Raw genomic sequence first — 11,866 nt, 5'->3', positions numbered from 1 at the left:
TTCAATTTTTGCCAGATTGGTGATTTTCTTAAACCTTGTCCTAGCAGGGCTAAGGCTGGGTTTAAAAAATTGCCAAGCGGGTGAAAAGTGGATTTTTGATGATTATTCATATTTATGCAAAGGTCTCAAAAATAGACAAAATGAGCGCTATAAAGTTCCGTTTGAGAGAATAAAAGAAGTGGTTGAATATTATGCAGGAGTGAAAAAAGAAGATATGGAAGACTTGAGACAAATGTTTTTAGCTAAGTGGACACCTGAAAAAGTTAAAAATATGACTTTGAAAGAATATACGAACATCGGCAAAGGCAGAGATGATTTTACTTTTTGGCTAGAAAATAAAATGGAGCTAGTATTGAGTATTTGGGGCGGCTCATCTTATAAATTTGGTATTTACGAGAGGCATCCAGATAGTGAAGATAATTTTAAAGAAGAATCGAAAAGAAAAACTGATGGCACATACGCTTGGTTGGGAAAATATGGGGATTCAAGAGAGGCAGTCTTTAGTAAGGTTAAAGAAATAATTTTAAAAATAATTGAAAACGCAAAAAATAAACAGTTTGATTTAATTGATGATATTGATTTAGGCGATGCTTATAAATGGGCTATTGCTTATCATTTTTCACCAAAAGAATCTTTATTGGGAATTGCTAGTGGCGATGCTTATAAATATTTTTCAAGAAAATATTTCAATGGAGAAATAAAAAAAATATCACAAATTCAGGAAGCGTTAATAAAGCTAAAATTAGACGATACAAGTTTTCATGATTATGAAAAACAATTATGGAATGAATATGCAAAAAATAAAAAGGACTCAAGAGACAATCAGGATGGTGATATGAAATCAGAATGTAAAATTATGAACGCACCGCTAAACCAAATTTTATACGGACCACCCGGAACGGGGAAAACTTATTCAACAGTTCGTAAGGCGTTAGAAATTTTAAAGGCAACTAAGGAACAAAAACAAAAAATTATAAGTATTAGAAAATTAAAAAAAGAGTTTGGCTCACAAGTTGAGTTTGTAACCTTTCATCAAAGCTTTAGTTATGAGGATTTTGTAGAGGGATTAAAAGCAAATAGCGATGATGGAGAATTATCTTACAATATTGAAAATGGGATTTTTAAACAAATTTGTGAGAATGCTCAAAATAATTTAGATAATGCTGTACAAAATAACGCCAACCAAACAGACATTAAATTGCTTTTAAATGATTTTGCCAATTATGTTGAAAATGAGGATGCACAAGGTAAACAAATATTATTAGCAAAAAAATCAGATGGATTTCGGGGAGATACTTATTTTGGAAATATATTGAGAAAAAATGATGATAGCTTTAAATCATTTCAAACCGCTGGTAGCGTTGCTAGTCAAAATTTAACAGAAAAAATAATAATAAGGGATTATCAAAGTTTTTATGATGGAAATATAAAAAGCTATAAAGAAATCAAACCAATGTATAAATCTAAAACAAGTTATCATAGTAATGCTATTTATTATTATCAATTCTTTGAAAGAATAAAAGAATTTCAAGATGGGAAATTTGAACAAGTAGCAAGTTACTTTATTGGTAGTAATGAGACTATTAAAAAAGATTATGTTCTAATTATTGATGAAATAAACCGAGGTAATATCTCACGGATTTTTGGCGAATTGATAACCTTAATTGAACCGAGTAAACGAGCGGGAGCAGAGGAAACTATTAGCGTTAAATTGCCTTATTCAAAAGATAAAGAAGAAGATTTTTCTGTGCCAAATAATCTTTATATTATCGGCACGATGAATACCGCTGATAGAAGTTTAACTTTAATGGATACCGCTTTACGCAGAAGATTTGATTTTATAGAAATGATGCCTGATGCTGATTTAGTTAATGGTAATTTTGATGGGATTGATGTTAAGAAAATATTGGAACTTATCAATCAACGCATTGAAGTTTTATACGACCGTGAGCATTTAATCGGGCATTCATTTTTAATGAACATTAATAGTTTAGATGAATTAAGAAATGCCTTTAAAAATAAAATCTTGCCATTATTAGAAGAATATTTTTATGATGATTTTGAGAAAATACGCCAAGTATTGAATGATAAAGATGGTAATTTTTATAAAAAAATCACTATTGATAAAAAATTGTTTTCGGGGATGGAAGTGGATGTTGAAAATAAAGCCGTTTACCGAAAACAAAATATAGATGCGTTAGAATCTCAAGCATTTATTAGTATTTATCAACCAAACAACACAGATGGGCAAGAATAACTCAACTTTTACAATAATTGCGGGGGTTAATGGCTCTGGTAAAAGCACTTTTGCCCTTGATTATTTTAAAAATACAGACACTATTTTTATTAATGCGGACTCTATTGCCATGGCACTTTCGCCCAGTAATCCTGATTTATCACAGTTTCGTGCTGGGAAATTAATGTTAAATGAGATTAAACGCCGTATTAAAAACAAACACAGTTTTTCTGTTGAAACCACGCTAGCTAGTAAAAATTATCTTAAAGAGACCTTTGCATAAATATGAATAATCATCAAAAATCCACTTTTCACCCGCTTGGCGATTTTTTAAACCCAGCCTTAGCCCTGCTAGGACAAGGTTTAATAAAATCACCAATCTGGCAAAAATTGAATTTTGCTAATCATCCCTATTTATGCAAAGGTCTCTTAAAGTGATTAAAAAATTAAAACAAGATAATTGGGCGGTTGAAATGATTTATTTGTATTTGCCGAGCGTGGATTTATCGATCCAGAGAGTGGCAGAAAGAGTTAAAAACGGTGGACATAATATTAAAACAGCCGATATAAAAAGAAGATACAGCTGAAGCCTTAAAAATTTAGTGAATGATTATTTTGAGATTGTGGATGAGATAACTTGTTTCGATAATTCTGATAATAGAAATTTGGTTTTTAAGAAAAATCACAATAATATAGTTGCTAATAATCAAAAAATATACAGTAATGTTTTGGAATATAAAAAATGCTAGATGAAAAAAAAATATTAGAGTCCTTTGATAAAAGCGTGAATAAAGCCTTAGCAATCAAAAAGGCATTAGGACATTATGCGGTAGTTTGGGACGATAAAACACAAGCGGTCAAACGCATTGAAGCCAAAGATTTGCCCGAATATCAGTATAAAGAAGAATGATGCAATCTTTAGTTGTTCGTGAATGGGGTGAAATTCATTTAAGTAAAAGCGATAATAAAATGGATGAAGAAAATACCATTGATAGGATTTTTGTTAATTCATCCGCTTTTAAATCATTGGCAAAATTAGCGGAATCCGATGATAAACAATATCGGTTTTTAAAATTTAAAAAATCAACGGTTTTAAAGGTTCAAAACTTTGTGGGCGTGATCACAACGCCCGATGGCACGCAGATTGAGATTTTACCCAAAATCAATAAAAATAAAGATTCAGACGAAGAAACGGCTAAAAAGAGCCGTATTATTTTAACGAAAATGCTCAAAGTGGTTAATAATTTAGAACTTTTAGAAAGCACCAAAGCCGATGTTCAGATCAAAAACCAGCCTTTGCTTGAGGTTTTAATCACTTTGTTTTTAGCGTGTGCTGATGAAATTATTAAAAAAGGTATCCGCAAAGATTATCACCGAATTGACGAACAAGAAAAATTTCTAAAAGGGCAATTACAAACCCACAAACAACTTAACGAACCACCTCATAAACAACATTTATTCCATATCGAATATGATATTTTCTCGCCTAATCGCCCAGAAAATCGTTTGATACATTCAGCACTTTTACAAGTTTTAAAGTGGAGCAAAACCAATCAAAACCAAAAGCTCGCCAAGCATTGCTTGTCTTTGTTTGACGGCGTACCGCACTCAGATAATTATAAAAATGATTTTGCAAAATGGTCTAAAAATCGTGATATGAATTATTATAAGGAAGTTTTACCGTGGTTAAAATTGGTTTTAAATCAACAAAGCCCCTTTACTTTAAAAGACAAAAATGCAGGTATTTCGTTTTTAATCCCGATGGAAAAATTATTTGAAAAATATGTAGCGAAAATGTTACACAAAAAATTATCCCCAAAAGGTTATAGCATAAAAACAGAACCCAAAAAATATTTAACAATGAACCCAGACGCATTTCAAATGAAGCCCGATATTGCCGTTTGTAAAGATGATAAAATTGTGCGTATTTTGGATACTAAATGGAAGTTGATTGATGAGAATGCTACTTATTGTAACGGTAATAATGATAAGAAAAAAGACATTAGTCAAAGCGATGTTTACCAACTTTTTGCTTATGGCAAAAAATATAACATTAAGAAAGTGGTGTTAATTTACCCTAAGTGGGATAAATTTAGCAAGTCTTTTAGTTATCGACTAGAGGATGAATTAATGTTAAAAATTGATCCTTTTGATGTTGAGGCATCATTGAATGCATAAGTTTTCAGTAGCGCCGATGATGGATTGGACCGATAGACATTGTCGGGTTTTTCATCGATTGTTGTCAAAAGAAGTGCAGCTTTGGACAGAGATGATTACGACCAAGGCGATTATTTATGGGGATAAAAATCGGTTGCTGGATTTTGATGCAGTAGAGCGTCCGTTGGTATTACAATTAGGTGGTAGCGAGCCAGATGAGATGGCGCAGTGTGCTAAGATGGCGCAAGATTGGGGTTATGATGAGGTGAATATTAATGTGGGTTGCCCATCGGATAGGGTGCAATCTGGGCGTTTTGGGGCGTGCTTGATGCAAACGCCTGAAATCGTGGCAGATTGTGTGGATGCGATGCGCCAAGCTAGCGATATTTCTGTGAGTGTGAAATCACGCATTGGTGTGGATGATATGGACAGCTACGATGAGTTGGTGGATTTTGTTGCTCAAGTGGAAAAGGCGGGCTGTGATAGTTTTGTCATTCATGCGCGAAAGGCGTGGCTAAAGGGACTAAGTCCAAAGGAAAATCGTAGTGTGCCGCCGCTGAATTATGACTGGGTGTATCAAATTAAGCGGGATTTTCCACAGCTAAATATCGGTATCAATGGTGGTATTACCAGCATTGAAAGCTCACAACAGCATTTAGAGTATGTAGATAGCGTGATGCTTGGCAGGGCGGCGTATCATCAGCCGTATTTGTTGAGCGAGGTGGATTCGATGATTTATCAAAAAACGGTTAAAAAAAATAGCACGCTATCGCGTGAACAAGTATTATTACGCTTTATTGATTATATGAAAACTCAGAACAATCAAGGCGTGCCAATTCGCTCAATGACTAGGCATATTTTAGGACTGTATCATGCGCAGCCGAATGCCAAAAAATTTAGGCAATTATTGAGTGGTAAGGTGGTTGAATTGACGCATTTGTATCAGTGGTTGGATTTTTTGGACTCAGGGAGGCAAGTCTAAATGGCTGACGAGAATTTTTTAGCAAGTATTGATATTGGTAGCAGCAAGATTGTGATTTTTCTTGCAGAAGAGAAGAACGGTAAATTGGAAATTTTTGGTCATGCACGAGGCAGTTCTGCTGGCATTAATAAGGGCGAAATAATTGATATTGAAGAAGTTGCAGCGGCCATCAAGAGGGTTAAGAAGAAGGCTATTTTAAGTTGTGATACTAAGTTTGACAATGTGAGTGTTAATATTTCAGACCCAAATCTTACCGTGATTAACGCCTCACCTAATATACACATATCAGGCAAGGTTAAGCAGAGCGATGTGAATACGGTGGTACAGACTGCTCAGTCAAAAATACCGCCGAATCAACAACTCATCAGCAAAGTAACGCAGTGTTGCACGCTGGATAAAGACCCTGTTACTAACCAAGGTATTATCGTCAAACAGCCGATTGGCGAAAAAGCACAAAACTTAGAGATTAGTATGCACATTGTTACTGCTTCTAATCAATGTGTGGAAGAGATTGACAATAGCCTTAAGCAGAGTGAGCTAGGTTTGTTTAATATCGTGCCCAATTCAATGGCAAGTAGTGAGCCTTATTTGACCAAAGACGAGAAAGACAAAGGCGTTTGTTTGGTGGATATTGGCTCAGGGGTGACGGATTTTTCTGTGTTTAACAAGGAGGGAATTCTTTACAGTAGCTCAGTTCCAAGTGGTGCAGGGCAAGCAACCAGAGATATTATGGATGCGTTTAACACTTCTTTTGAGGAGGCAGAACGCTTAAAGATAGAATATGGGTGGGTGCAAGCTAAGGCAATTACAGAGGATAAACTGATTTCATTTAAGCAAATAGACGATTCGAATTATTATTATCTGTCTTACGAATCACTGACTGAGGTAATCGAGGATTTTTATTTAGAATTATTTTCATTAATTAGAACAAAATTAAAACAACAAAATTTATATCGTTCATTGAATGCAGGCTTTGTTTTGGTTGGCGGTGGTGCAAAAATCAAGGGTTGTGATATATTGATGCGTGGTTGTTTTAAAAAGAAAGCTAAAATAGGGCGTGTAAATACCGATTTGATTGGTGTGAATATTTCTGTAGTTTCTTCAAACGATGATTTATTAGCGCCAGAGTATGCTTGCGCCTTGGGTTTGTTGCTGTTTAAGCCTGATAAATTTGATTCTGAACAACAATTAAGCAATGCGAAAGGTATCTTTGGTAAAATCAAAAGACAAAGGGCACGATTTTCAATATAGGATGTAAACCTCACTAATACAATGATCAAACAAAGAACAATAAAAAAAGCGGTTAAAGCGCGCGGCGTTGGTATTCATAGCGGCGCAATGATTAATATGACACTGATTCCTGCGAAGCCCGATCACGGCGTGGTTTTTAAACGAATGGATGTGGGTGGCAAGTTGGTTAGAGCGCATAATGCTTTTGTAAACGAGGTGATTTTATCAACCAGTATTGAAAATCAAGGCGTTAAGATTTCAACTGTTGAGCATTTAATGAGTGCGTTTTCAGCATTGGGTATCGATAATGTATTGGTAGAATTGGACTCATTTGAAGTGCCAATTATGGACGGTTCGTCAGCGCCATTTATTTTTTTGGTGCAGTCAGCGGGCATCGAAGAGCAGAAAGAGGCTAAAAAATTCTTTGTTATTAAAGACACCATCCGTGTAGAAAACAACGACTCTTGGGCACAAGTATCGCCTTATGAAGGCTTTAAAGTAACACTTGAGATTGATTTTGAGCACAAAAAAGTCAAGGAAAGTGGGCAAAAACTCAGCATTGACTTTGCCCAAAAATCTTATCTTAAGGAGGTTTCCAGAGCCAGAACTTTTGGCTATATGCGTGATGTAAAAAGACTGCAAGAGAATAATCTAGCCTTAGGTGCAAGTATGGATAATGCCATTGCTCTGAGCGATGACGATGTGTTAAATGAAGATGGTATGCGCTATGAAAACGAATTTGTTAAGCATAAAATTTTGGATATTGTTGGTGATTTATATCTCTTGGGTTCAAACTTAATCGGACATTATGAAGGTTACAAAACGGGTCATTTGCTTAATGATCAGTTGTTATCAGTCATTCTTGACAGGCCAGAGACTTGGTCGATTGAGACATTTGAAACTGAAAAGTCCCCCATTCAATTTTATTCTGAAGATTGGCAAAAATCCTTATAATAGTGGCTTTATATTGGCACTTCGTTAGGTATAATTATTAGGTTTTTTACGCTTAACTGAAATATAATGAAATTAAATGGCGCTCAAATATTGGTGAATTGCCTTCAAAGCGAAGGTATAGACCACATCTTTGGCTATCCTGGTGGTGCAGTTTTGCACATTTACGATGCACTGAATGCGTGCGATAAGATTAAGCATATTCTTGTTCGCCATGAACAGGGTGCTGTGCACGGCGCAGATGGTTATGCTCGTGTTAGTGGTAAGTGTGGCGTGGCGCTTGTTACCTCAGGACCAGGGCTTACCAACGCAGTAACAGGCATTGCCACGGCGTATATGGATTCTATTCCAATGGTGGTGATTTCGGGTCAAGTGTCCTCTGCAGTGATTGGTAATGATGCTTTTCAAGAGGTTGATGCGGTCGGTATCACGCGCTCGTGTGTTAAGCATAATTTTTTGGTAACCGACATTAATGATTTAGTGAATGTTGTTAAAAAAGCCTTTCATATTGCCACTACAGGTCGGCCTGGCCCTGTACTTATTGATATTACTAAAGATACAACTATTGCTAAGATAGAGTTTTCTGGCTATCCTAAGTCAATCAATATGCGTTCGTATCAGCCTGAGATAAAAATTAAAACAACTCAAATCACTAAGGCAGTTGCGTTAATCGTTCAAGCAAAAAAACCGATTATTTATTCAGGTGGCGGCAGTGTGATTGGTAATGCTGACAAAATACTGCGTGTATTTACTCGGCATACAGGTTTTCCAATTACCCAAACTTTAATGGGATTGGGTGCTTACCCTGCCAGCGATAAACAAGCACTGGGCATGTTAGGTATGCACGGCACTTATGAGTCCAATATGGCAATGCATGATTCTGATTGTATTATTGCTGTGGGTGCGCGTTTTGATGACCGTATTACGGGTAATTTAGATAAATTTTGCCCTTATGCAAAAATTATTCACATTGATATTGACCCCTCTTCTGTAGGCAAAACTGTAGGCGTTAATGTGTCAATTATCGGGCAAGTTAATGATGCCTTGAGTGCGTTAATGCAGGCGTTAAAAGGCAAGCAGCTGGCTGATATTAGCCAATGGTGGGCGCAAATTGAGACATGGCGTAGTGTTGATTCTATGGCATATAAAACCAAAGCAGGCGTGATTAAGCCACAAAGCGTGATTGAGGCTTTGTATGAAGTAACCAAAGGCGAGGCGATTGTTACCAGTGATGTTGGTCAGCACCAAATGTGGGCGGCACAATACTACCTATTTGACAAGCCACGCCGTTGGATCAATTCTGGCGGTTTAGGCACTATGGGCTTTGGATTGCCTGCAGCGATGGGTGCAAAATTAGCAGCACCTGAGATGGATGTTGCTTGCGTGACGGGTGAGGGCAGTATTCAGATGATGTTACAAGAGCTTTCAACTATGTTGCAGTACGACACTCCAGTCAAAATTATTAATTTGAATAATGGTTATTTGGGCATGGTGCGCCAATGGCAAGAGTTTTTTTATGACAAGCGTTACTCAATGTCGTATATGGATGCACTGCCAGATTTTGTTAAATTGGCAGAAAGTTATGGGCATATAGGCATTAAAGTTGAAAAGGAAGCGGATTTAAAGCCTGCATTAATTGAGGCATTCAAGCAAAAAAATAGAACGGTGTTTTTGGATATTTTGATCGACCCTAGTGAAAATGTATTTCCAATGATTCCAGCAGGGGCAGGGCATCACGAGATGTTATTAGCAGGTCGTGATGATATGGCATCCACCAATGATGAGGGGCTAAATCTAGTTTAGGAGTAAGCATTATGAGACATATTATTTCATTACAATTAGAAAACGAATCTGGTGCATTGTCAAGAGTAGCGGGCTTATTTTCAGCACGAGGGTTTAATATTGAATCCTTGACTGTAGCCCCTACGAATGATGAAACCTTGTCACGCATGACGATTGTAAGTATTGGCGATGATGATATTGTTGAGCAAATTGTGAAGCAATTGGACAAGCTTATTGATGTGGTGCGAGTAACCAATTTAACAGCAACAGGGCATATTGAGCGAGAGTTGGCGTTGGTGAAAATTGATGTTAGTCCAAATTCTCAAGCCGAGATAGACAAACATATTGACGAATACGGTGGCAAGATAGTGGGTGTAAGTGAGGATACTTACACAGTTGAAGTGGCTGGAAAAAGCCAGCGAGTAGATGATTTTTTAGTATCGATTGATGCGAGTAAAATTTTAGAAGTTTCTAGAACAGGCGTTACTGGCGTTTGTCAGAAAAGAGAATATTAAATATACAATTAAAATAAAGAGGAAAAAATGAATAGATATTACGATAAAGATACAGACTTAAATATTATTAAAGGCATGAAAGTGGCAATTGTTGGTTATGGCTCTCAGGGTTATGCGCACGCAAATAATTTAAAAGATTCAGGTGTTGAAGTGGTGGTTGCTTTAAGAGAGGGCTCAGCATCAGCTGTAAAAGCGAGCGACTCTGGGCTTAGTGTGAAATCAGTTGAAGACGCAACAGCGTGGGCAGATTTGGTTATGGTGCTAGCACCAGATGAGTTTCAAGCGCAAATTTACGCAGATAACATTGAGCCAAACCTCAAACAGGGCGCTACACTTGCATTTGCACACGGTTTAAATATCCATTTTGAAATGATTAAGCCAAGAGCAGATTTGAATGTGATTATGATTGCCCCGAAAGCACCAGGTCATACAGTGCGCTCAGAGTTTGTTAAAGGTGGCGGTATTCCTGACTTAATCGCCGTACAGCAAGATGTATCAGGCAACGCAAAAGACATCGCATTGTCTTATGCATCAGCGATTGGTGGTGGGCGCACTGGTATTTTAGAGACTTCATTTAGAGAAGAAACGGAAACCGATTTATTTGGCGAGCAAGCGGTATTATGTGGCGGCACAACGGCATTGGTACAAGCAGGTTTTGAAACTTTGGTTGAGGCAGGTTACGAGCCAGAAATGGCGTATTTTGAGTGTTTGCACGAGCTTAAATTGATTGTTGATTTGATGTATGAAGGCGGTATTGCCAATATGCGTTATTCTATCTCAAACACAGCGGAATACGGTGATGTAACCCGTGGACCTCGTATCATTACTGCAGAAACCAAGTTAGAGATGAAGAAAATATTGAGCGAAATTCAAGACGGCTCATTTGCCAAAGAGTTTGTAGCCAATGTGGGCGAACTCCCTGATCGCCGTGAAGTACAGCGAGCGCATCAAATTGAACAAATCGGCGAATCGCTGCGCTCAATGATGCCATGGATTGCTAAGAATAAAATTATTGACCAAAGTAAAAATTAAAAAAAACGGCATTAAGCGCCCAACCTAGTTGGGCGTTTTTATTTCTAGGGCACTATAATTAAACAAATGAAAACTAATAAAATAAAAAGAGGGGTTTACTTGTTGCCTAATGTTTTAACAACATTTGGGCTGTTTGCTGGTTTTTTCTCCATTATTTTGGCGACTCAAGGGCAGTATGCAGAGTCTGCTATTGCTATTTTTGTGGCAATGGTATGGGACGGTTTGGATGGGCGTGTGGCACGACTGACTAATACCCAAAGTGCGTTTGGTGAGCAATATGATTCTATGGCAGATATGGTTTCATTTGGTGTAGCGCCTGCTTTGTTGATATATTTTTGGCAACTTTCAGAGATGGAGCAGATTGGTTGGATTGGTGCATTTGTTTATACAGCTGCTAGTGCACTGCGTTTGGCACGTTTTAATACGCAAATCGGCGTGGCAGATAAGCGCTATTTTCAAGGCCTGCCTTCACCAGCGGCGGCGGCACTTATTGCAGGCTTGGTATGGACTAAGGAGTTTATTGGCACAACGCCGTATGATCAATATCTGGCTATCGTAAGCTGGATTATCTTAGTGAGTGCTGGCGTGTTGATGGTAAGTAATATTCGTTATTACAGCTTTAAAGAGGTTAACCTTAAAGGCAAGGCATCGTTTAAATTGCTGCTAATTGCCATATTGATTATTATTGTTATTACACTGTCTCCAAGTGCAATTTTGTTTGTATTTTTCTTGGTTTATGCTTTATCTGGCTTGATTATGACGATGATTGATGTGCGTAAAAAGCGTGCGTTGAAAAAAAAGGCAAAAAGACAATAGATTTAATTTATAATACCCGCTATGGCGAATCAGATTAAAACCTCTCTATTCAAGCAAAACACTTTCCTGATTTTGTTGCGATTATTACCGTAAGGTAATCTATCATCTTGCTCGGCTGAAAGGCCAGCACCCTTATAAAGTAACAAAGCAAAAAAAAACACAACG

13 protein-coding genes are annotated in these 11,866 nt (G+C 37.2%); all 13 read left to right on the top strand.

All coding sequences use genetic code 11. The annotated features are described in order from the left end of the window. Positions 1–199: 199 nt before the first annotated feature. Positions 200–2,257, top strand: coding sequence for an McrB family protein (locus CRYPD_RS03040; RefSeq protein WP_244610241.1), 2,058 nt, complete (start codon positions 200–202; stop codon positions 2,255–2,257). Further along, on the top strand, positions 2,244–2,519 hold the full coding sequence (locus CRYPD_RS03035) for an AAA family ATPase (RefSeq protein ID WP_138146100.1): 276 nt from the start codon (positions 2,244–2,246) through the stop codon (positions 2,517–2,519). Before CRYPD_RS03040 ends, CRYPD_RS03035 begins: the two co-directional genes overlap by 14 nt. Positions 2,520–2,521: 2 nt before the next feature. Continuing rightward, positions 2,522–2,674: a hypothetical protein gene (locus CRYPD_RS07885; RefSeq protein ID WP_171004294.1), complete on the top strand. Its 153-nt coding sequence runs from the start codon at positions 2,522–2,524 to the stop codon at positions 2,672–2,674. Continuing rightward, positions 2,653–2,823 (top strand): hypothetical protein, encoded by a 171-nt coding sequence (locus CRYPD_RS07880; protein WP_171004293.1) that lies wholly within the window; start codon positions 2,653–2,655, stop codon positions 2,821–2,823. Before CRYPD_RS07885 ends, CRYPD_RS07880 begins: the two co-directional genes overlap by 22 nt. Before the next feature lie 155 nt (positions 2,824–2,978). Next, a complete protein-coding gene (locus CRYPD_RS07875; protein WP_171004292.1) occupies positions 2,979–3,146 on the top strand; it encodes a hypothetical protein in 168 nt (55 codons plus the stop codon). Next, positions 3,143–4,414 carry an McrC family protein gene (locus tag CRYPD_RS03030; protein WP_138146099.1) on the top strand — a complete coding sequence of 424 codons (1,272 nt, stop codon included), beginning with the start codon at positions 3,143–3,145 and terminating at the stop codon, positions 4,412–4,414. The genes CRYPD_RS07875 and CRYPD_RS03030 overlap by 4 nt, the downstream gene beginning before the upstream one ends. Next, positions 4,407–5,375, top strand: coding sequence for a tRNA dihydrouridine(20/20a) synthase DusA (gene dusA, locus CRYPD_RS03025; RefSeq protein ID WP_138146098.1), 969 nt, complete (start codon positions 4,407–4,409; stop codon positions 5,373–5,375). The genes CRYPD_RS03030 and dusA overlap by 8 nt, the downstream gene beginning before the upstream one ends. Continuing rightward, positions 5,376–6,626 (top strand): cell division protein FtsA, encoded by a 1,251-nt coding sequence (ftsA, locus tag CRYPD_RS03020; RefSeq protein WP_138146097.1) that lies wholly within the window; start codon positions 5,376–5,378, stop codon positions 6,624–6,626. A gap of 21 nt (positions 6,627–6,647) precedes the next feature. Beyond that, the gene (gene lpxC / locus CRYPD_RS03015) at positions 6,648–7,559 is read left to right on the top strand and encodes a UDP-3-O-acyl-N-acetylglucosamine deacetylase (protein ID WP_138146096.1); all 912 of its coding nucleotides are present in this window, start codon (positions 6,648–6,650) and stop codon (positions 7,557–7,559) included. Positions 7,560–7,625: 66 nt separating this feature from the next. Further along, on the top strand, positions 7,626–9,359 hold the full coding sequence (gene ilvB / locus CRYPD_RS03010; protein WP_138146095.1) for a biosynthetic-type acetolactate synthase large subunit: 1,734 nt from the start codon (positions 7,626–7,628) through the stop codon (positions 9,357–9,359). An 11-nt stretch (positions 9,360–9,370) separates the two neighbouring features. Beyond that, on the top strand, positions 9,371–9,853 hold the full coding sequence (gene ilvN, locus CRYPD_RS03005) for an acetolactate synthase small subunit (RefSeq protein ID WP_138146094.1): 483 nt from the start codon (positions 9,371–9,373) through the stop codon (positions 9,851–9,853). Positions 9,854–9,880: 27 nt separating this feature from the next. Further along, a complete protein-coding gene (gene ilvC, locus CRYPD_RS03000; protein WP_138146093.1) occupies positions 9,881–10,885 on the top strand; it encodes a ketol-acid reductoisomerase in 1,005 nt (334 codons plus the stop codon). Between the two features lie 66 nt (positions 10,886–10,951). Then, complete coding sequence (gene pssA, locus CRYPD_RS02995; RefSeq protein ID WP_138146092.1) at positions 10,952–11,701, top strand: CDP-diacylglycerol--serine O-phosphatidyltransferase; 750 nt, start codon at positions 10,952–10,954, stop codon at positions 11,699–11,701. The last annotated feature ends 165 nt before the right edge of the window (positions 11,702–11,866 follow it).

It is taken from the genome of Bathymodiolus heckerae thiotrophic gill symbiont, from assembly GCF_900180345.1.
Lineage (GTDB): Bacteria > Pseudomonadota > Gammaproteobacteria > PS1 > Pseudothioglobaceae > Thiodubiliella.
Note: the sequence above shows the minus strand (reverse complement) of the source record. Positions and strands in the feature narration are given on the sequence as shown.

Excerpts from the sequence above, each read along its gene's own strand:
- CRYPD_RS03035 (WP_138146100.1), top strand. The coding sequence starts at position 2,244 with ATGGGCAAGAATAACTCAACTTTTACAATAATTGCGGGGGTTAATGGC.
- CRYPD_RS07885 (WP_171004294.1), top strand. The coding sequence starts at position 2,522 with ATGAATAATCATCAAAAATCCACTTTTCACCCGCTTGGCGATTTTTTA.
- CRYPD_RS07880 (WP_171004293.1), top strand. The coding sequence starts at position 2,653 with ATGCAAAGGTCTCTTAAAGTGATTAAAAAATTAAAACAAGATAATTGG.
- CRYPD_RS07875 (WP_171004292.1), top strand. The coding sequence starts at position 2,979 with ATGCTAGATGAAAAAAAAATATTAGAGTCCTTTGATAAAAGCGTGAAT.
- CRYPD_RS03030 (WP_138146099.1), top strand. The coding sequence starts at position 3,143 with ATGATGCAATCTTTAGTTGTTCGTGAATGGGGTGAAATTCATTTAAGT.
- dusA (WP_138146098.1), top strand. The coding sequence starts at position 4,407 with ATGCATAAGTTTTCAGTAGCGCCGATGATGGATTGGACCGATAGACAT.
- ftsA (WP_138146097.1), top strand. The coding sequence starts at position 5,376 with ATGGCTGACGAGAATTTTTTAGCAAGTATTGATATTGGTAGCAGCAAG.
- lpxC (WP_138146096.1), top strand. The coding sequence starts at position 6,648 with ATGATCAAACAAAGAACAATAAAAAAAGCGGTTAAAGCGCGCGGCGTT.
- ilvB (WP_138146095.1), top strand. The coding sequence starts at position 7,626 with ATGAAATTAAATGGCGCTCAAATATTGGTGAATTGCCTTCAAAGCGAA.
- ilvN (WP_138146094.1), top strand. The coding sequence starts at position 9,371 with ATGAGACATATTATTTCATTACAATTAGAAAACGAATCTGGTGCATTG.
- ilvC (WP_138146093.1), top strand. The coding sequence starts at position 9,881 with ATGAATAGATATTACGATAAAGATACAGACTTAAATATTATTAAAGGC.
- pssA (WP_138146092.1), top strand. The coding sequence starts at position 10,952 with ATGAAAACTAATAAAATAAAAAGAGGGGTTTACTTGTTGCCTAATGTT.